Origin of the sequence: Polaromonas sp. (genome assembly GCF_029945685.1) — a bacterium.
Classification (GTDB): domain Bacteria; phylum Pseudomonadota; class Gammaproteobacteria; order Burkholderiales; family Burkholderiaceae_C; genus Polaromonas.
Genome location: NZ_JAQSDA010000020.1, coordinates 390216 through 407888, shown reverse-complemented (window position 1 = coordinate 407888; position 17673 = coordinate 390216). Strand labels below are relative to the sequence as shown.

General features: G+C 61.5%; 22 protein-coding genes. 17 read left to right on the top strand and 5 right to left on the bottom strand.

The window, feature by feature from the left end:
* Positions 1-78 precede the first annotated feature (78 nt).
* From PSV26_RS13555 to PSV26_RS13520, 8 genes are all read left to right on the top strand, one after another.
* A complete protein-coding gene (locus PSV26_RS13555; protein ID WP_300571436.1) occupies positions 79-717 on the top strand; it encodes a glutathione binding-like protein in 639 nt (212 codons plus the stop codon).
* A gap of 134 nt (positions 718-851) precedes the next feature.
* The gene (locus PSV26_RS13550) at positions 852-1133 is read left to right on the top strand and encodes a hypothetical protein (RefSeq protein WP_300571434.1); all 282 of its coding nucleotides are present in this window, start codon (positions 852-854) and stop codon (positions 1131-1133) included.
* A gap of 290 nt (positions 1134-1423) precedes the next feature.
* On the top strand, positions 1424-2458 hold the full coding sequence (locus PSV26_RS13545) for an HNH endonuclease (protein WP_300571432.1): 1035 nt from the start codon (positions 1424-1426) through the stop codon (positions 2456-2458).
* Between the two features lie 2 nt (positions 2459-2460).
* Positions 2461-3348 (top strand): GIY-YIG nuclease family protein, encoded by an 888-nt coding sequence (locus PSV26_RS13540; protein ID WP_300571430.1) that lies wholly within the window; start codon positions 2461-2463, stop codon positions 3346-3348.
* Positions 3345-4013, top strand: coding sequence for a hypothetical protein (locus PSV26_RS13535; RefSeq protein ID WP_300518795.1), 669 nt, complete (start codon positions 3345-3347; stop codon positions 4011-4013). Before PSV26_RS13540 ends, PSV26_RS13535 begins: the two co-directional genes overlap by 4 nt.
* A gap of 56 nt (positions 4014-4069) precedes the next feature.
* On the top strand, positions 4070-4660 hold the full coding sequence (locus tag PSV26_RS13530; RefSeq protein WP_300518797.1) for a MarR family transcriptional regulator: 591 nt from the start codon (positions 4070-4072) through the stop codon (positions 4658-4660).
* Positions 4661-4662: 2 nt separating this feature from the next.
* Positions 4663-5112 (top strand): DNA-binding protein, encoded by a 450-nt coding sequence (locus tag PSV26_RS13525; RefSeq protein WP_300571429.1) that lies wholly within the window; start codon positions 4663-4665, stop codon positions 5110-5112.
* Between the two features lie 87 nt (positions 5113-5199).
* Positions 5200-5616, top strand: a complete 417-nt coding sequence (locus PSV26_RS13520) for a DUF1801 domain-containing protein (protein WP_300571427.1) — start codon at positions 5200-5202, stop codon at positions 5614-5616.
* A gap of 141 nt (positions 5617-5757) precedes the next feature.
* Here PSV26_RS13520 and PSV26_RS13515 read toward each other — a convergent pair whose 3' ends face one another.
* Positions 5758-6786: a prolyl oligopeptidase family serine peptidase gene (locus PSV26_RS13515; RefSeq protein WP_300518804.1), complete on the bottom strand. Its 1029-nt coding sequence runs from the start codon at positions 6784-6786 to the stop codon at positions 5758-5760.
* Positions 6787-7157: 371 nt separating this feature from the next.
* Here PSV26_RS13515 and PSV26_RS13510 point away from each other — a divergent pair, with 371 nt between their 5' ends.
* From PSV26_RS13510 to PSV26_RS13495, 4 genes are all read left to right on the top strand, one after another.
* The gene (locus tag PSV26_RS13510; RefSeq protein ID WP_300571425.1) at positions 7158-7418 is read left to right on the top strand and encodes a type II toxin-antitoxin system CcdA family antitoxin; all 261 of its coding nucleotides are present in this window, start codon (positions 7158-7160) and stop codon (positions 7416-7418) included.
* A complete protein-coding gene (locus PSV26_RS13505) occupies positions 7418-7747 on the top strand; it encodes a CcdB family protein (RefSeq protein ID WP_300571423.1) in 330 nt (109 codons plus the stop codon). The genes PSV26_RS13510 and PSV26_RS13505 overlap by 1 nt, the downstream gene beginning before the upstream one ends.
* Before the next feature lie 25 nt (positions 7748-7772).
* Positions 7773-8144 carry a nucleotide pyrophosphohydrolase gene (locus PSV26_RS13500; protein ID WP_300571421.1) on the top strand — a complete coding sequence of 124 codons (372 nt, stop codon included), beginning with the start codon at positions 7773-7775 and terminating at the stop codon, positions 8142-8144.
* Positions 8145-8224: 80 nt separating this feature from the next.
* Entirely contained in the window at positions 8225-8683 is a 459-nt protein-coding gene (locus PSV26_RS13495) for a PPC domain-containing DNA-binding protein (protein WP_300518812.1), read from the top strand.
* Here PSV26_RS13495 and PSV26_RS13490 read toward each other — a convergent pair.
* Positions 8670-9224 carry a redoxin domain-containing protein gene (locus PSV26_RS13490; RefSeq protein ID WP_300571419.1) on the bottom strand — a complete coding sequence of 185 codons (555 nt, stop codon included), beginning with the start codon at positions 9222-9224 and terminating at the stop codon, positions 8670-8672. The two genes, PSV26_RS13495 and PSV26_RS13490, sit on opposite strands and share 14 nt — an antisense overlap.
* 238 nt (positions 9225-9462) lie before the next feature.
* On the opposite strand from PSV26_RS13490, the gene PSV26_RS13485 reads away from it, so the two are divergent.
* Both PSV26_RS13485 and PSV26_RS13480 read left to right on the top strand, forming a co-directional pair.
* Positions 9463-10116 carry a hypothetical protein gene (locus PSV26_RS13485; RefSeq protein ID WP_300518816.1) on the top strand — a complete coding sequence of 218 codons (654 nt, stop codon included), beginning with the start codon at positions 9463-9465 and terminating at the stop codon, positions 10114-10116.
* Positions 10109-10585 (top strand): hypothetical protein, encoded by a 477-nt coding sequence (locus PSV26_RS13480; RefSeq protein ID WP_300571417.1) that lies wholly within the window; start codon positions 10109-10111, stop codon positions 10583-10585. The genes PSV26_RS13485 and PSV26_RS13480 overlap by 8 nt, the downstream gene beginning before the upstream one ends.
* A 408-nt stretch (positions 10586-10993) precedes the next feature.
* Here the strand turns inward: PSV26_RS13480 and PSV26_RS13475 are convergent, their stop codons facing one another.
* The 3 genes from PSV26_RS13475 to PSV26_RS13465 form a co-directional block, all read right to left on the bottom strand.
* Positions 10994-12106, bottom strand: a complete 1113-nt coding sequence (locus PSV26_RS13475; RefSeq protein WP_300571415.1) for a 5-methyltetrahydropteroyltriglutamate--homocysteine S-methyltransferase — start codon at positions 12104-12106, stop codon at positions 10994-10996.
* A 215-nt stretch (positions 12107-12321) separates the two neighbouring features.
* Positions 12322-13278: a PDR/VanB family oxidoreductase gene (locus PSV26_RS13470; protein WP_300571413.1), complete on the bottom strand. Its 957-nt coding sequence runs from the start codon at positions 13276-13278 to the stop codon at positions 12322-12324.
* A 2-nt stretch (positions 13279-13280) separates the two neighbouring features.
* Positions 13281-14342 (bottom strand): aromatic ring-hydroxylating dioxygenase subunit alpha, encoded by a 1062-nt coding sequence (locus PSV26_RS13465; protein ID WP_300571411.1) that lies wholly within the window; start codon positions 14340-14342, stop codon positions 13281-13283.
* Positions 14343-14545: 203 nt separating this feature from the next.
* Between PSV26_RS13465 and PSV26_RS13460 the strand changes: the two genes are divergently transcribed.
* From PSV26_RS13460 to PSV26_RS13450, 3 genes are all read left to right on the top strand, one after another.
* The gene (locus PSV26_RS13460; protein WP_300571409.1) at positions 14546-15316 is read left to right on the top strand and encodes a GntR family transcriptional regulator; all 771 of its coding nucleotides are present in this window, start codon (positions 14546-14548) and stop codon (positions 15314-15316) included.
* Between the two features lie 140 nt (positions 15317-15456).
* Positions 15457-16632 (top strand): ABC transporter substrate-binding protein, encoded by a 1176-nt coding sequence (locus PSV26_RS13455; RefSeq protein WP_300571407.1) that lies wholly within the window; start codon positions 15457-15459, stop codon positions 16630-16632.
* A gap of 168 nt (positions 16633-16800) precedes the next feature.
* Entirely contained in the window at positions 16801-17673 is an 873-nt protein-coding gene (locus PSV26_RS13450; RefSeq protein ID WP_300571406.1) for a branched-chain amino acid ABC transporter permease, read from the top strand.

The following is a 17673-nucleotide window of genomic DNA, read 5'->3' as shown; positions in this document are numbered from 1 at the left end:
CCGCGCCTGTGTCAGACTCGCGTTTTTCGCCGGTGGGCCCGGGCTTGCCGGCTGCATACATCACAACAAGGAATCGCCATGCCCATCCAGCTCTACGCCTTCGACACCCCCAACGGCCGCAAGATCACCGTCGCCCTCGAGGAAATGGGCCTGCCCTACGAGGTGCATGTGGTGGACATCACCCAGGGCGAGCAGACCGCGCCCGAGTTCCTGAAGATCAGTCCCAACAACAAGATCCCTGCCATCATCGACCCCGACGGCCCGGGCGGTGAGCCCATCAGCGTCTTCGAGTCCGGCGCCATCCTGATCTACCTGGCCGAAAAGACCGGCACCTTTTTGCCCAAGGACCCGCGCGCCCGCGTGGCGGTGATGGAGTGGCTGATGTTCCAGATGGCCGGCTTTGGCCCCATGCCCGGCCAGGTGCACCACTTCATCGCACTCAAAGACGAAGCCGACCGCCGCTACGGCCTGGAGCGCTTCATGGCCGAGACAAAACGCCTCTACGGCGTGATGGACCGCCGCCTGGCCGACCACGCCTTCTTTGCAGGTGAGGAAATTTCAATCGCCGACTTCGCCATCGTCGGCTGGGTCTGGCGGCATGACCGGCACAAGATCGATCTGGCGGATTTCCCAAATGTGTTGCGGTGGTACCGGGGGATGATGGCGCGGCCGGCAGTGGCCCGAGGGTTTGGGGTGGCGTTGAAGCGCTCAGCATGAGCCCGAACCAGTCGCTTGGATGTGCAGCAACAGTCCCAGTTGCGAAACTCAAGGACTCTCCTCTAATCAGGGGATGCCAGAGCGCGGTTTAGAGCACACACTGTCGCTGTCCATTTCGGGCGTCGAGGAGACATATGAAGAAGATTTTTATTCTTGTTGCTATGTGCGGCATAAGCCTAAGTGCCGTCGCCAAAGGTGGTGGAGGCGCCCACGGGGGCGGGCATAACAGCAGTTCTCATCAAAGTGGCTCAGGCCATGTGAATAGCCAAAATCACCAGGTAAACGGCTATGTCAAAAAGGACGGCACCTATGTTGCGCCAAGTCATGCTACCAATCCGAACGGCAGTTCGCATGACAACTACAACCAGAAGGGCAATGTGAACCCTTACACGGGAAAAGACGGTACGAAGCCATGAAACGGCGGATATTCGCTGTGTGGGTGATTGCGGCTCTGGCGGGAGCGGAGGCGGAAGCAAAAGGCCGCTCGGGGGGCTCCCGAGGCGGGTCAAGGGGCGGCGGCCGAAGCGGTGGCCGTAGTGGTGGCAGTGGCGGAGGAGGTTGCGGTTCCAAGGGCGGACCGGGCTACCGAAAGTCAAATGGGAAGTGCGCGAGTTGGAGGGACTGACAGCGAACCGCCCAAAAAACGAAGCCGATCGCCGCTACGGCCTGGAGCGCTTCATGGTCGCGACCAAACGCCTACGGCGTGATGGACCGCCGCCTGGTCGGCCACGCTTTCTCCGCAGCCCAAGAAATCTCAATAGCCGACTTCGCCATCGTCGGCTGGCTGAGGACCTCAGCGCGTGGACTCTTATCTGGAGACTGGAAAGTGACTCAAGATTCTGTATCAAAGAACGTTCTGGATGAAATTGATCCCAAGACTCACTCCCGTGTGATGGATCTTGTTCGTAACGCGGGTGTTAGCGTCAATGACTGGGTGAATTTTCGCAAGGGCCCGAATCCTTTACGCGCTGCCAGTAACCCAAAATATTGCTATGAATGGGCGTTTGTCGAACCGGCAAAGGTGGTTGTGCTGAATCTTTGGTTCGACTCGATGGAGGAACAGAGCGGGACTGTCCGTCAGGTAATCAATCCGCGTCAGTTCGGTATTAGCATGGGTAGAGCGGGGCGAAAGACCTGGGAGCGTCGTGCCTCAAGAATGGACCTATGCATCCAGCAAGCTGCTCGGACCAAGATCCCAATTCGGGTGATTGTCTGCCAAGGTGACATGAGGACTGCGGAAGATCCAGATTCGGAACCTTCCCATGTTTACAGAAGAGCGTTGGACCCGGAGCCATGGGCCATAACGTCATACGACCAGACTACGGGTGACTGCGTCGTGACGCGGGGCGCCGAGCCGGATCGCTTCACCGATCAGTTTGATGAGTCCGTTGGAGAAGGCTATCCCGACCAACGAGACGCCAACGGGAAAGTTTTTGTTCGCAGCGCTGAAGTCCGGAAGTCGGCACTCCTGCGTGCCGATGGATTTTGTGAATTTTGTGGTGTGCCCGGATTTTTGAAGTACGACGGACGAGTTTTTCTGGAAACGCATCATGTAGTGCCTTTGTCCGAAAAGGGGAGAGACAACATCACTAACGTAATTTCCCTCTGCCCCAATCACCATAGAGAAGCGCATTACAGCAGTCGCCGTGCATCACTCAGAACAATACTTCAAGTCAAGGTTCAGGAAGCTAATGACAAGTTGATAGAACAAGTTTCAATTCCCACCAGCGAGTTGAGCTAGCTATGGCAGAAAGTCGAAATCCGTTTTCACTTCGCATATTCGTTGCTGACGGTGACCCCGATGGCTTGCGCCTCGTCGAGCGATCCAATTGGGTAGGCAAAGCATTGATGTTTCCGCGCGCTTTGTTGCCGCAGGTGAAGCAGCGCCCGGAGTTGAACCAGACCGGCGTTTATTTGCTCCTTGGTCCGCGTGAAGATGGCGAAGGCGACATGCTTTATATCGGCGAAGGCGACCCCATCAAACCACGGCTTGAGAACCACTACGCCCAGAAAGACTTCTGGACACGGGCAGTTTGCTTTGTTGCTACTCCGGGGCAACTGAACAAGGCGCATGTGCAGTTTCTGGAAAGCAATCTGGTGCGCCTGGCCAAAACAGCCAAGCGCCTGCCGCTGGACAATGGCAACCATCCTGCCGAACCCACGCTGAGCGAAGCCGATCGCGCCGACATGCTGGTGTTTCTGGACAACATGCTGGGGATGTTGCCGGTACTGGGCGTGCATGCGTTTGAGTTGCCTGCCAAGCAAGCGGCCACGCCCACGGCGCAACTCACGTGCAAAGGTAAAGGCATTGTGGCCACGGGTTACGAAGGCACTCAAGGTTTTGTGGTTAAAGCCGGGTCGCAGGCCGTTGCTGAAGCAGTGCCGTCCATGCAGCTACATGTGCGCGGCATGTACGACACGCGACAAAAAGAATTGATTGCCAATGGCGTGCTGGTGCCGGAGTCGGCGGCTCCCGGCAGCGCGTACAGACTCACACAAGACTACGTATTCAGCTCCCCCAGCACGGCTGCGGCGGTGTTGCTGGGCCGCAGCGCCAATGGGCGCATTGAGTGGAAAGACGCTTTCGGCCGCACACTCAAAGAACTACAGGCCATGGAAGCCGGGTTGTGAAACCGTTCGAGGCGGTGGTTTCTGCAGACAGCCTTCGCGATCTGCAAGCGGTGCTCGGTCCGGACCCAAGAACGAACCGGTTCGATTCTCTCGCTCAACGGCAGCAGCGCGTAGGCGAGTACCTGCTGTCGGACTCTGTTCCCTATCCGGTTCGAGTGCATTTCGAAACCGCGAAAAACCTCTACCTGTATGCCTGGTTTGTTTACCGGTTTCACCCGGTGGCCGAAAAGCATGTGCTTGCGACACTTGAGTTTGCCTTGCGCGAGCGCCTTGCGCCCATGTTCCCCGAACAGTTTGGTCCGCAGGCCAAGCGGCACCCCACATTGCGTACCTTGATTGCCAAAGCCCGCGAGGAGAAGCTGTTGACCAATATTGGCCTCAGAGTCACGGAGCGCCTGGCTCGCCTTCGGGCCGAACACCGCGTCTCCCTTGAGCGTATTCGTTATTTGCAGAGCAATGGTTTGACCGAGCTGGTTTGCGACGCTGCGCCTCCAGTGCCTGTTCCAGAAGACTATGCGCACGATCTTCTAAAGATCTTTGAAGATAGCCTGCCTCGCATCCGTAACGACTATGCCCATGGCAGTGCCACGCTGCACAACACGGTGTTGGGGACCTTTGAAATCGTGACGGACCTGATTGCTCAGTTGTTTGTCGAAGACATTTGAAGCAAAAATTGCTTCAAATGTTCTCATTTTTGCTTCGATTGACTTAGAATTTGGGCATGACGTCGATTGCAACGTTTCTCCTCGGGCAAAACCGGTCCGCAGTACTGAGTGCCTTATTGCTGCACCCGGAGGCGTCCCTGCATGTTCGCGAACTGGCGCGGCTTACTGGCACATCGCCGGGTTCGCTGCACCGGGATTTGCGGGCGCTGGCCGAGTTGGGCCTGCTTCATCGAAAAGAGGTTGGGCGACAAGTGCACTACCAAGCTAACAAAGAGTCGCCAGTATTCACTGAACTTGCGGGTTTGTTGCGCAAAACAGCTGGCTTGGTCGACGTTTTGCGTGCTGCGCTTAGTCCGATTCGCGACGAAGTTGAATTTGCGTTCGTCTACGGATCGATGGCCAGCGGAGAAGAGCACGCATACAGCGACGTAGACGTCATGATTGTGGGGGCGGTAGGTTTTGGTCGGGCTGTACAAGCGCTGGTTCCGGTACAAGAGCAATTGCGCCGGGAAGTAAATCCGGCTGTGTTTTCTTTATCGGAGTTCAAGCTCAAGCTGAAAGACCCGGGTGGCTTCGTCGCGCAGGTTTGGAGGGGCCCGAAATTATGGTTGATAGGCGACGACTTAACGATGTCTGAGGTAAGTTGAATATGAGTCTCGACAACTTGGTGAAGGTCAATCAGCTCAACACGCATGTTTCCAGCGCCGCAGAAATTGGCCGTTTGCTGGCTGCCGCCCGCAGAAATGTGGCGGATAGTGGTGTGAAAGCTATCAGCGCGGAAACGCAGTTTGACGCAGCCTACAAGGCCATCATGCAATGTGCCATGGTGGGGTTGTGCGCAAACGGCTATCGCCCTTCAACGACAACCCCTGGTCATCATCAGACCATGATCCAGTCATTGGAGCTCACCATGGGCGTGCCGCCTGAAGTGTGGAGGGTTCTGGATGCCCTGCGTCGAAAGCGCAACCTCAACGACTACGGTGGAAACCTGATTGAGCCGGCGTCGGTGGCGGAATGCATTCAGCAGGCAAGTAATTTGCTTGCAACAACAACTTCATGGTTGCAAGCGCATCGCCCCGAATTTTTGGCTGAAAAGTAGTGACCACAACGACTAAAGGGCTCGTCCGGAAACTCTGGAAGGCGCACACCGCCAGCACCTTGCAACCGTGAGTAAAGCGGCACCAACATGAATAGTCAACGCAGTCAAGGCAAACCGAAGGAAGGCGCGTCAGCCGATTCCCCTTCCCAACTGATCGACGCAAAAATCAAAAGCCTGGACGACTGGCGCGGCAAGACGCTGGCTAAAGTCCGCTCGCTCATCCACCAGGCCGACCCGGCGGTGGTCGAGGAGTGGAAGTGGAGCCTGCCGGTCTGGTCACGTGACGGCATCCTCTGCACCGGCGAGACCTACAAGGCCAAGGTGAAGCTGACTTTCCCCAAGGGCGCTTCGCTGCAGGACCCTGCCAGGCTGTTCAATGCCAGCCTGGAAGGCAACACCCGGCGCGCGATTGATCTGGGGGAGGGCGATGCCATCGACGAAGCTGCCTTCAAGGCGCTGATACGCGCCGCCGCGGCGCTGAACTCCAAGCCCGCACGCGATTGAGCGTTTCAAAAATCATGACAGTCGGAACGCTCAAGCCCTCACCCCGGCCCTCTCCCGAAGGGCGAGGGTGAGAACAGTCCCATTCACTGCCCTGTCTCTGGAAAAGATCAAACAGGCGGACGCGGCGCCGCAGGGTACCTGTCAGTTCAAGGCCTTGTCAAAAAACGCAGGAAGCTCACGCTGCAACTGGCCCAGAAACGCAGCGCGGTCAAAGCCGGGCGGGTTGGCGCCGATGTCGCCGTCTTCAGAAGGGATGGGCATGGTTGGCATGTCCTGAAACGCGAAGTGCCAGGCATTGGGCACGCGGTGCATGGCAACACCGGGCACGTTCGCGGCCACCCATTCGGCATGGAAGCGCGGCACCAGAAAACGGTCCTGCTGCGCCTCATACACCGCCACCGGGATGCGGACTTGCGCCAGCGAAGCGGCAGTGAACAAGGCCCCCATCGGCGCCAGGGCCACCACGGCGCGCACGCGGGTGTCGGTCAAGGTCGGAATGGCCGGCGCTGCGGCGCCATTGCTCGTTCCCGGTGCGCGCTCTTTGCCGGTGTTGCAGAAAATCGGGTCCTCGGCGCGCTCGGTGTTGCAATGCGCGTCAAAGCGTGCCGGCTCGGCCCGCCCGCCCGCCAGGGCCAGCACGGTGTAACCACCGGCCGAATGCCCCATGGCGCCCACGCGTGGCCCCTTGGCGTCGCTGGCGATGCGGTCCTTCCATAACGGGTCGTTCAGCAAGGCGTCGATCACGCGCGAAACCTGCCGCGGCCGCTCGGTGGCATAACGCTCCAGGCTGCCCTGGCGCAAGGAGCGGTCCTGCCAGTTGTCGCCGGGGTGGCGCAAGGCGGCCACCAGGTAGCCCTGCTGCGCCAGCGCCTCGGCCAGGCTGCTGTGCGCGAGTTCACTGCCACCGGTGCCGTGGCTCAGCACGATCAGGCCCTTGACTTTGGCCTCGGGCGCGGCCTGCATGGCCACGTTCACCGAAAACGGCCCCATGGCGATGGTGCGGGCGGGCGCCTGCGTGGGGTAATACAGGGCCGCTACGATGGGCGCGGCGTCGGCTGTGGTGGCTGGAAAGGTGATCTGGCGCCAGCCGGCTTGCGCCGCCATGGCCTGGGCCGTGGTCAGCAGCAGGCCGCAGAAAGCGAGGGTGATTCGGTGCGGTGAGAAGTGCATGGTGAGCTCCGTGGGTGTTGATGGGGTTGAAACTGGACGCGATGTTAGGAGCGCCAGGGCCGGCGCGGGAGTGGCTTGCGACGGAACGGCCGGGCCGCGGCGCGAGATGCTGTTTCGGGCGGATGAAAGGATGCGTCCGGCGAACGCCGACCAGTCAACCAGCCCGGCGGCCGATTGGTTTGACTGCCGACTTGTTGGAGAGTCGGTTGATTGCTATTGTTTTGATAGCTTCTTGCGCCCGCATTTATTGAGCTGCAACCACTTTTTTGTGTAAATGGTTTCTACGTGCGCGGTCATTTCCAGGCATTGAATAGTCCTGCAAGGTTTTATGCGCATAATATGCGCATGAACACCGCTGAGAGGATTTCATCATGCCCATCACAGCTCCCGCCACCCTTGCGAGCTCCCGCAAACGCGCGGTCAACCTGACCTTGACCGAAGGCCTGGTCGCGCAGGCCAAGACGTACACCAGCAATCTTTCCGCCACCATGGAAGAGTTGCTCACCGACTATGTGACCCGACAGCAGCAGGCCCGCCTGGCACACCAGCAGCACGCCGATGCCTGCGTCGCCGACTGGAACGCGGTGCATGCCACCGTCGGTTCGTTTGCCGACGAACACTCCACGCTGTAATGGCCCAGTTCGACGTCCACCGCAACAAGGGCCCGCTCAAGGATGCCATCCCCTTCGTGGTGGTGGTTCAGTCCTCCTTGTTCGACCGCTATCGCCGGCGCATGGTGGTGCCGCTGGTTCGCCGCACGGCGCTGCCCGGCCAGGCGGCCACCGTGGGTTCGCGCATGAACCCGGTGTTTGAGGTGGAAGGTGTCGAGGTGGTGTTGCATCCGCTCGACATGGTGTCGGTTCCGGTCGATCAGCTCGGTGAACAGGCCGGCTCGTTGTCCGGTCACGGCCAGGCCATTGCCGATGCCCTCGACGAACTGCTGACCCGCTCCTGGGGCTGATACCGCGGCCCGGAAATACCAAGACATGAACCACGACCTTCCTTCCCTGACCCAGTCCCTGCGCGACTTCGCCCAGGCGCGCGACTGGGAACAGTTTCACTCGCCCAAGAACCTGGCGTCGGCCCTGTCGGTGGAAGCGGCGGAGCTGCTGGAGCACTTCCAGTGGCTGACGGAAGAACAAAGCCGCCACCTGGCCGCGCCCAAAAAAGCCGAGGTGGCCGCCGAGGCGGCCGATGTGTTGCTCTACCTGCTGCAGCTGTGCGACAAGCTGCAGATTGACCTGCTGGAAGCGGCGCGGCTGAAGTTGGCCGTCAATGCCGAGAAGTACCCGGTGGACCGGGCCCGCGGCTCCAGCCAGAAATACACGGACCGCACCGACCCGGAGCAGGGCGGGTGACGTCAGCGATTTGCTCTTGATTTGATAGCTGTCTGCGCAAGGGCAGCCAGGGCTGGAGGCCAATTTCTTGTGAGAAAACCATGCAAACCCTTCCCATCCGACTGAACCCCGGCCAGGACTTGCGCAGCGCCATCGAGGCGGCCGTGCGCGGCGCCAACTGCCGCGCGGCGTTTGTGCTGTCGGGCATCGGCAGCCTGTCGAGTGCGGGCCTGCGTTTGGCGGGCGCGGAGCAGCCGCGCCGCCTGACGGGCGACATGGAAATCCTGAGCCTGTCGGGCACGGTGGCGTTCAACGGCGCAGGGCAGGGCGCGCGCAGCAGCTCGCACCTGCACATGGCGCTGTCCACCGCGAGTGGCGAAGTGTTGGGCGGCCATGTGGCGCCGGGCTGCACGGTGCGCACCACGGCGGAGGTGTTGCTGGCGCTGTTGCCAGGGTGGGAGTTCTCGCGCGAGCCGGATGCGGCGACGGGCTACCTTGAGCTTCAGATCACACAGGCTGGGCGCCAGGCCGGCGACGAGGACGGGCTCAGAACAGCCTGACCCACCACAGGCGAAAACGCATGCCCAGCTCGGTGGTGTAGCCGGCGCTGGCGCTGCGCAACCGGCCTTGGCCGTCAATCACCACAAACGAGGGCACCGACTGGAAGCCGAAAGCACGCGTCAGCTCGCCGCGCGTATCGACGGCGGTTTGCCAGGGCAGCTGGCGCTGTTGCTGCACCTGCATCACTTTGGCCGCCGGGCCGGATTGCATGGCCACCGTCAATACCGGCCAGTCCTGCGCCAGCCGGGTGATGCTGCTCTCTTCGGCGCGGCAGATGGGGCACCATTCCGCCCAGAAGTGCAGGGCGACCGGCTGGCCGGGGTGGGCCTGGCGCCACTGGGCCAGCGTGGTGGGGATCGTTGTGCCATCGGGCTGCAGGACGCTGATGGCCAGATCGGGTGCCGGCCCGGCCGGCACATGCCGCGTCTGCCAGGCCTGCACCGCCGCCACGATCGCCACCAGCATGGCCAGTTGCAGCAGATGGTTTTTCCAGTTGTTGCGCAGGTGCGCGGCGAAGCGGGGGAGCAGGGTGGTGGGCATGGGGGATGAGTATCGTCTAGGCCTTGTTGGGCCGTGCCGCCACTGCCGGAAGCCCCGGTAGGTGCAAGGTGGGGGGGGCCGCAGGGCGGCGGGCACGCGCGCGGTGCGTGATTTGCTATTAAAGACATAGCTGCTTGTGCCCGTGGTTATTGGTCTGGAGCTCTTTTTCGATGCGAGCTTGCCAAGGGTAAGTAAATCCATTAAATTCTGCATTCTGGATTCAGGAATATAGAATTTAATGCAACTCAAACCTCAAGACTTTGTGGTGGCCCTGAAGCTGGTGGCCTGGGGCGATCAGCGCTGGACATATGCGCGGCTGGCCCAGGAGCTGGGGTTGAGTGCCTCTGAGGCGCACGCCTGCATCAAGCGTGGCTTGCAGGCGGGGCTGCTGGCGCAGAACCACGAAGCTCTTGCGCCAGAAGTGGCCGCGCTGGCGGTGCACGAGCCTGCCGCTATTTACCGCGTGGCCCGGCGCAAGCGGGTCAGCGGCGAAGATGCTCCTGCCGACAACCCGGTGCGCCCCCACGCGCGCCAGCTGGCTGAGTTTGCGCTGCATGGGGCCAAATACGCTTTTGCAGCCGACAAGACGCCTTCCACCATCGGTGTGCCCACAAGCCACAGCGCCCCGGCATTTGCGGGTGTGTTCGCGCCGGGGTCTGAGGATTACGTGTGGCCGCACCCCAATGGCACCATGCGTGGCATTGGCATAGAGCCCTTGCACCCCAGCGTGCCGTTTGCGGCCATGCAAGACGCCAGGCTGTATGAAATGCTGGCTCTGTTTGACGCTCTGCGCGTGGGGCGCGCGAGAGAGCGGGGCATGGCCATGGAGCGTTTGCAGGCGCTGATTGACCCGTCTGCGCCCAAGCCGTTGGAAAGGCCTGTGCGTGGCTAATCCCAACCTTGCCTTGTTGATAGGCATGGCCCAAGCACTGGGGCCGCTGTGCGATCGGGTGGTTTTTGTGGGTGGATGTGCCACCGGTCTTTTACTGCCTGGCCCCAATCTGCTGGACGTGCGGCCTACAGAACATGTCGATGGCATTGTGGAAGTGGCCACGCTGGCGGGTTACCACGCATTGGCCGACGAACTGTTGCAGCGGGGCTTCAAGCAGACGATGGAAGACAACACGCCGCCATTTCGCTGGTTCTGGCAGCGCATGCAGTTGGATCTGGTGCCGCTGGATGAAAAGGGGCTTGGCTTTGCCAACCGCTGGTACCGCGCAGGGTTTGACGCTGCAGTGCAAACCGAGGTGGCTCCGGGGCTGGTGCTGCGTCATTTGTCTGCGCCTTACTTACTGGCAACCAAATTTGAGGCGTTTTATGACAGGGGCCGCAATGATGTGTACACCAGCCACGACCTGTAAGACATACTCATCGTGGTTGAAGGGCGTGCAGAGCTGGTGCAAGAGCTGTCCAAGGCCTCAACGGATGTACGCCAGCATGTGGTGGAGTGCGTGGCCGAACTGCTTGCCAACCCCGATTTCAACAACGCGTTGGCCGGCTTGCTCAGTCAACCCGACAGGGAGCCGTTGGTGCGTGCCAGGCTCGAACAATTTGGGGGACGAACCAAGCTGGCTGGACTTGGCCTTAAGGATTCAGATGTGGCAGATGCCGTAGCGTGGGCTCGGAATAAACCATAGGGTCAAGCCTCAACGCTACTAAAAATATAGCTGCTTGCGCTTTTTTGTTGAGGGCTTGCGCCAGATTTAGGCATAAAAAAAGCCGCCGGCAGTCGCCGGCGGCCTTTCTTTATTGAGCAGTCGGCGAGGTGATCAGACCGAACCCCACACCTCCTGCGCCGTCTCGATCACCAGGCGCAGCTTGGCGCGCTGTGCTTCCACCGCGATGTCGTTGCCGTGCACGGTGCTGGAAAAGCCGCACTGCGGTGACAGGGCCAGTTGCTCCAGCGGCGCGTATTTGGCGGCTTCCTCGATGCGGCGTTTCAGGTCGTCCTTGCTTTCCAGCGTGCCGAACTTGGTGGTTACCAGGCCCAGCACCACGGTTTTGCCTTTGGGCAGGAAACGCAGGGGCTTGAAGTCGCCGGAGCGGTCGTCGTCGTACTCCATGAAGTAGGCGTCAAGGTTCATCTCCTTGAGCAGCGCTTCGGCCACCGGTTCGTAGTTACCGGCGGCGGCGTGGGTGCTCTTGAAGTTGCCGCGGCACAGGTGCATGGCCAGCAGCATGCCGGCGGGCTTTTGTGCCACCACCTTGTTGATGAAGCCGGCGTAACGGTGCGGCAGCTCGTCGGGGTCGTCGCCGCGCTGGCGGGCGGCTTCGCGCATCTTGGTGTCGCACAGGTAGGCGAGGTTGGTGTCGTCCATCTGCACGTAGGTGCAGCCGGCGGCGGCCAGGCTGCGCAGCTCGTCGCCGTAGGCCTTGGCCACATCGTCATAAAACTGCGGGTCGAGCTCGGGGTAGGCTTCGCGGCTGATGCCGGCGCGGCCGCCGCGGAAGTGCAGCATGGTGGGTGAGGGGATGGTCACCTTGGGCGTGTTGCCCGCGCTCACCTGGCTCTTGAGGTACTGGAAGTCGGCGAGCTGGATGTCCTTGACGTGGCGCACCTTGTCGATCACGCGCATCACCGGCGGGGCCAGCTCCTGCGTGCCGTCGGGCCGCACGATGGTGACCGGGATGTCGGTTTTCACGCCGCCGATCTGCTCGAGGAAGTCAATGTGGAAGTAGGTGCGGCGGAACTCTCCGTCGGTGATGCTTTTCAGGCCCACGTCTTCCTGGAACTTGACGATCTCGGTGATGGCCTTGTCTTCCACCTTGCGCAGCTGCTCGGGCGTGATCTCGCCCTTGGCCTTTTGCTCGCGGGCTTCCAGCAAATATTTGGGGCGCAGAAAACTGCCAACGTGGTCGTAACGGGCGGGGAGCTGGGTCATGTCTCTTTTTCCTTTGAGGTCGTTGAAATCGGGCAGGGCAATGTGAATATTAATGATGTTTCCACCAGTCGTGACACCACACCGTTCGGGCTGAGCCTGTCGAAGCCTGTCCAGAGCTTGACGAAGGGCCCTTCGACAGGCTCAGGGCGAACGGTAACAAGTTGCCAGTCGCGATTTATGGATGTCTTGCTAGGGTACAGCGACCGATGGCGGGTCTACAGGTCCAGCACCAGGGTTTTGCTTTTGGCGCGCGAGCAGCAGGGCGTGAACTGGTCGTTCTTCGCCTTCTCCTCGTCGGTGAAATACATGTCGCGGTGGTCGGGTTCGCCTTCGAGCACACGCGTGATGCAGGTGCCGCAGACGCCCTGCTCGCAGGAGGTGAGGATCTCGATGCCGTTGTCCTTCAGCACCTGGATGATGTTCTGCTCCGCGCTCACGGTGTAGCTTTTGCCGGTGCTGGCGATCTTCACCTCGAAGCCGGTGTCGCCCGCGGTGTCCTGCGGCGCGGCGCCGAAATACTCGAGGTGAATCTGCTCGCTCGCCCAGCCGCTGGCCTTGGCGCTGTCCACCACGTGGGTGATGAAACCGGCGGGGCCGCAGACATACAGCTGGTGCTCGGGGGTGGCAGCGGCCAGCACGGTCGGCAGGTCGAGTTTCTGCTCGGCCGGGCCGGCGTCGAAGTGGAAACGTACCTTGTCGGCAAAGGCCGAGCTGTTGATCTCCTGGCGGAAGGCCGTGCGTTCGGCCGAGCGGGTGCAGTAGTGCAGGGTGAAGTCCGCGTTGATGGCCGCCAGCCGCTGCGCCATGCACAGCAGCGGTGTCACGCCGATGCCGCCGGCCAGCAGCAGCGTGCGCGGCGCGTGCTGCAGCGGAAAGTGGTTTTTCGGCGGGCTGATGCGGATCACGTCGCCCTCGTTCACGGCATCGTGCATGGCGATGGAGCCGCCGCGCGAGGCCGGGTCGCGCAGCACGGCGATGCGGTAGCGGTGCTGCTCGGTGGCGTCGTTGCACAGCGAGTACTGGCGCGTCAGCCCGCCGGGGATCTGCACATCGACATGGGAGCCCGCGCTGAAGGCCGGCAGCGGCGCGCCGTCGGCGCGGGCCAGCTCGAAGCTGGTGATGCCCTCGGCTTCCATGGTTTTCCGGATGACCTTGACTTCAAGACTGTCCATGGTCAGGCGGCCTGCTGTTGAGCTGGGGCTTGCGCTGGTGCCTGTTCCTGCGCGATGAGGCGGTCGATGATGCGGCGCGACTGCACGCCGCCGGCGTCGATGTTGAGCATCAGCAGCTTGCGCTGCGGGAACAGCGTAAGGTTGCGCTGCTGCGCTTCCAGCACGGCGGTGTCTTCGGCAAACACCTTGCCCTGGCCCTCGCGGATCTGCGCGGTCAGCGCCTTGTCCTTCGGGTTGAAGTTGCGCGCCATGCCCCAGAAGTACCACATCGAGGTTTCGGTTTCGGGCGTGATGAAGTCCACCACGATGCTGCTGACCTTGTCTTTAGGGTCGGCGTGGTAGCCGCCCTTGCCGGCGTGGGCCACGCCGACCTCGATCAGTACGTGGCTGGGCGGCGTGAAGCGGCAGACCTGCCAGCGGTCCACCAGCACGTCGTCGGCCAGGTTGTTGGCGCGCAGGTTGGCGCGCCAGAAGGGTGGTGCCATCACGTTTTCCATGAAACGGCTGGTGACCACGCTGTCGCCCTCGGTCTTGGTGCTGACGGGCGTTTCGTCGATTTCCTTCTGGCCGATGCTGGTGGTGTGGACGTAGGTCTCGTGGGTCAGGTCCATCAGGTTGTCGATCATCAGGCGGTAGTCGCAGTGGATGTGGTACAGGCCGCCGCCATAGGCCCACTCGGGGTTGTTGGCCCAGTCGAGGTGCGGGATTTTGCTTTCGTTGGCCAGTTTTTCGTCACCGGTCCAGACCCAGATGAAGCCGTGGCGCTCGACCACCGGGAAGCTGCGGTTGCGCGGGAAACCCTGCACGCGCTGGCCGGGCATGGAGGCGACCTTGCCGTCGCATTCCATCACCAGGCCGTGGTAGCCGCAGACCAGCTTGCCTTCACAGACCGTTCCCAGCGACAGGGCCGCTCCGCGGTGCGGGCAGAAGTCGTCCATCGCGACGACCTTGCCTTCTGGGCCGCGGTAAAAAACAATTTTCTCGCCGCAAATCTGCCGGCCCAGCGGCTTGTCGTCGATTTCGGTGGGGGTGCAGGCAACATACCAGGTGTTTTTGGGAAACATGACGCTTGTCCGTAGAGGTGTGAGGGTAGGTGGTGGGACGTTTTGGGAGATAAAGGCCGCTTCGAACGGCTGGCGTCTCAGGCGGCGATTATGCAAAAAAACAAGATTGATGTATACATTGACTTCATTAATTTATCAAAATATGCGTTGAATAGGGCAAAATTCATGCTGAACAGGTCATTGCTGTATACATTGAGATCCGAATGAACGACAAAACCACTTCCCTGGCCGCCGCCGAAGCGCAGGAGCCGTCCGCTTCCCAGACCGTCAAGGCGCAGCTGCGCCTGCGCGAAATGATTCTGGCTGGCGAGCTGCCCGGCGGCGCACGTATTGCCGAACTGGCCATTGTTGAAAAGCTCGGGGTGTCGCGCACGCCGATTCGCGCGGCGCTGATGCGGCTGGAGCAGGAGGGCCTGCTGGAGGGGCTGGTCAATGGCGGTTATGCGGTCCGCACATTTTCGGAACGCGATGTGTCCGAGGCGATTGAACTGCGCGGCACGCTCGAAGGGTTGTCAGCCCGGCTGGCGGCCGAACGCGGGGTAGCTGGCGCGCTGCTGGCCGAGGCGCGCGCCTGTCTTGGGCAGATCGACGGCGTGCTGAGCCAGCCGGCCCTCGACGACGAGTCTTTTCTGCGTTACGTCACGCTGAACCAGCGCTTTCACAACCTGCTCAGCGAGATGGCCGGCAGCACGGTGATTGCGCGTGAACTCGAACGCGTCGTGAACCTGCCGTTTGCCTCACCTTCCGGCTTTGTCGTGGCGCAGGCCAACTCGCCGCAGGCGCGTGACATGCTGATCGTGGCGCAGGACCAGCACCGCCAGGTGCTGGACGCCATCGAGCGGCGCGAAGGCGCACGTGCCGAAGCCATCATGCGCGAGCACTCGCGCATCGCCCAGCGCAACCTGCTCGAGGCCATGCAAAGCCAGGACCTGGAGCGCATGCCCGGCGTGCGCCTGATCCGCAAGCGCGGCTGAGCACTCCAACCCCCCAACGCCTCGATATGCATATTTGCTATATCTGCAAGGCTGAAATCCATCTTGCGCATCTGCCCGCGCGCAGGGATAGTTCCCCGTGACCCGTTGAACGCCCCTTTTTTGAACCCTCTGGAGAGACCATGCAAAAACGAATCTTTCTCGGCAGCATCGCCCTCGCTGTCGCCACACTGGCCGCAGGCGGCGTGATGGCGCAGACCAGCAACACCTTCAAGATTGGCCTGATCCTGCCCATGACCGGGCAGCAAGCCACCACAGGCCGCCAGATCGAAGCGGCCGCCCGCCTGTACATGGCGCAAAACGGCGACACGGTTGCCGGCAAGAAAATCCAGCTGATCGTCAAGGACGACACCAGCTTGCCTGACGTCACGCGCCGGCTGGCGCAGGAACTGGTGGTCAATGAAAAGGTCAACGTGCTGGCCGGCTTCGGCATCACGCCTTCGGCCATGGCCACGGCCCCGATTGCGACGCAGTCCAAGACCCCCATGGTGGTGATGGCCGCGGCCACTTCCAGCATCACCCAGGCTTCGCCTTACATCGTGCGCAGCAGTTTCACGCTGCCGCAGGTGTCGGTCGCGCTGGCCGACTGGGCGCCCAAGAACGGCATCAGGAAAGTCATCACGCTGGTGTCCGATTACGGCCCCGGCCTGGATGCCGAAAAATACTTCAAGGAACGCCTGACCTTTAACGGCGGCCAGGTGACGGAAGCGCTGCGTGTGCCCCTGCGCAACCCCGACTTCGCCCCTTTCCTGCAAAAAGTGCGTGACGGCAAGCCCGATGCGCTGTTTGTGTTTGTGCCGTCCGGCGCGGGTGCGGCGGTGATGAAGCAGTTTCTGGAACGCGGCCTGGACAAGGCCGGCATCAGGCTGATCGCTACCGGCGACGTGACCGACGACGACCAGTTGAACGACATGGGTGACGGCGCGCTGGGTGTGGTCACCTCCCACCACTATTCGGCGGCCCATCCCTCGGCCATGAACAAGAAGTTTGTCGAGGCCTTCGGGAAGGCGAACAAGGGCTTGCGCCCGAACTTCATGGCCGTGGGGGGTTACGACGGCATGCGGGTGATTTACGAAGCGCTCAGAACCAGCAAAGGGCAGGGCGGCGGCGACGCCTTGCTGGAGGCCATGAAGGGCCAGATCTTCGAGAGCCCGCGCGGCAAGATTTTCATCGACGCGCAGACGCGCGACATTGTGCAGGACGTGTACCTGCGCAAGGTCGAGAAAAAAGATGGCCAGCTGTACAACGTGGAATTTGATGTGATCAAGGACGTCAAGGACCCCGGCAAGGCCAAGTAATTGAACACCCCCCCCCAGGCTCACTGCGTGTAACCTGTTTCCCCCTTGCAAGGGGGGGGGGGCAAGGCCTGCGGCCGGCCCTTCGGCAGGCCCAGGGCCGGCCGAGGCCGGTTCCGCGGCGTTCCTGGAATGGCTCCTTCAATCAGCTTCTGACTATCTGGCCAAAACATGTTGACCATTCTTTTTGACGGCATTGCCTACGGCATGCTGCTGTTCATCCTTGCGGTGGGTCTGGCCGTGACCATGGGGTTGATGAATTTCATCAACCTGGCGCATGGCGCCTTCGCCATGGTGGGGGGCTACATCACGGTGCTGCTGATGCAGCGCCTGGATGTGCCTTTTCTCTGGTGCCTGCCGATAGCCTTCATCGGTTCGGCGTTGCTGGGCGCTGTGCTGGAGCGCACCCTGTACCGGCCGCTGTACAACAAGCCGCACCTGGACCAGGTGCTGTTTTCCATTGGCCTGGTTTTCATGGCGGTGGCCAGCGTGGACTATTTCATAGGCTCGACCCAGCAGATCATTCAGTTGCCGAGCTGGCTCAAGGGCCGCACCGAAATCGGCAGCAGCGACTGGGTGTTGGGCATGGGCCACTACCGGCTGTTCATCATCGCCGTTTGCGCCGCGCTGACGGTGGCGCTGCAGTATGTGCTGGCACGCACCCGTTTCGGCAGCCGTTTGCGTGCTTCGGTCGACGACCAGCGCGTGGCCGCGGGGCTGGGCATCAACGTCAACCTGGTGTTCCTCTCCACCTTTGCCTTCGGCTCTGGCCTGGCCGGCCTGGGTGGCGCGCTGGGTGCCGAGGTGCTGGGCCTGGACCCGACCTTTCCCCTGAAATTCATGATTTACTTCTTGATCGTGGTGGCCGTGGGCGGCACCTCTTCCATCACCGGCCCCTTGCTGGCGGCGCTGCTGCTGGGCATTGCCGACGTGGCGGGCAAGTACTACATCCCCAAGCTGGGCGCCTTTATTGTCTACAGCCTGATGATCCTGATTTTGATCTGGCGCCCGCAGGGCCTGTTTGTGCGCCAGGGAGGCAAGTGA

Bases quoted from the DNA above. Each gene is read 5' to 3' on its own strand.
- PSV26_RS13540 (WP_300571430.1), top strand. From the start codon at position 2,461: ATGGCAGAAAGTCGAAATCCGTTTTCACTTCGCATATTCGTTGCTGAC.
- PSV26_RS13510 (WP_300571425.1), top strand. From the start codon at position 7,158: ATGCCCATCACAGCTCCCGCCACCCTTGCGAGCTCCCGCAAACGCGCG.
- PSV26_RS13490 (WP_300571419.1), bottom strand. From the start codon at position 9,224: ATGCCCACCACCCTGCTCCCCCGCTTCGCCGCGCACCTGCGCAACAAC.
- PSV26_RS13500 (WP_300571421.1), top strand. From the start codon at position 7,773: ATGAACCACGACCTTCCTTCCCTGACCCAGTCCCTGCGCGACTTCGCC.
- PSV26_RS13460 (WP_300571409.1), top strand. From the start codon at position 14,546: ATGAACGACAAAACCACTTCCCTGGCCGCCGCCGAAGCGCAGGAGCCG.
- PSV26_RS13505 (WP_300571423.1), top strand. From the start codon at position 7,418: ATGGCCCAGTTCGACGTCCACCGCAACAAGGGCCCGCTCAAGGATGCC.
- PSV26_RS13530 (WP_300518797.1), top strand. From the start codon at position 4,070: ATGACGTCGATTGCAACGTTTCTCCTCGGGCAAAACCGGTCCGCAGTA.
- PSV26_RS13475 (WP_300571415.1), bottom strand. From the start codon at position 12,106: ATGACCCAGCTCCCCGCCCGTTACGACCACGTTGGCAGTTTTCTGCGC.
- PSV26_RS13545 (WP_300571432.1), top strand. From the start codon at position 1,424: ATGGACCGCCGCCTGGTCGGCCACGCTTTCTCCGCAGCCCAAGAAATC.
- PSV26_RS13450 (WP_300571406.1), top strand. From the start codon at position 16,801: ATGTTGACCATTCTTTTTGACGGCATTGCCTACGGCATGCTGCTGTTC.
- PSV26_RS13515 (WP_300518804.1), bottom strand. From the start codon at position 6,786: ATGCACTTCTCACCGCACCGAATCACCCTCGCTTTCTGCGGCCTGCTG.
- PSV26_RS13470 (WP_300571413.1), bottom strand. From the start codon at position 13,278: ATGGACAGTCTTGAAGTCAAGGTCATCCGGAAAACCATGGAAGCCGAG.
- PSV26_RS13525 (WP_300571429.1), top strand. From the start codon at position 4,663: ATGAGTCTCGACAACTTGGTGAAGGTCAATCAGCTCAACACGCATGTT.
- PSV26_RS13485 (WP_300518816.1), top strand. From the start codon at position 9,463: ATGCAACTCAAACCTCAAGACTTTGTGGTGGCCCTGAAGCTGGTGGCC.
- PSV26_RS13550 (WP_300571434.1), top strand. From the start codon at position 852: ATGAAGAAGATTTTTATTCTTGTTGCTATGTGCGGCATAAGCCTAAGT.
- PSV26_RS13465 (WP_300571411.1), bottom strand. From the start codon at position 14,342: ATGTTTCCCAAAAACACCTGGTATGTTGCCTGCACCCCCACCGAAATC.
- PSV26_RS13520 (WP_300571427.1), top strand. From the start codon at position 5,200: ATGAATAGTCAACGCAGTCAAGGCAAACCGAAGGAAGGCGCGTCAGCC.
- PSV26_RS13555 (WP_300571436.1), top strand. From the start codon at position 79: ATGCCCATCCAGCTCTACGCCTTCGACACCCCCAACGGCCGCAAGATC.
- PSV26_RS13495 (WP_300518812.1), top strand. From the start codon at position 8,225: ATGCAAACCCTTCCCATCCGACTGAACCCCGGCCAGGACTTGCGCAGC.
- PSV26_RS13455 (WP_300571407.1), top strand. From the start codon at position 15,457: ATGCAAAAACGAATCTTTCTCGGCAGCATCGCCCTCGCTGTCGCCACA.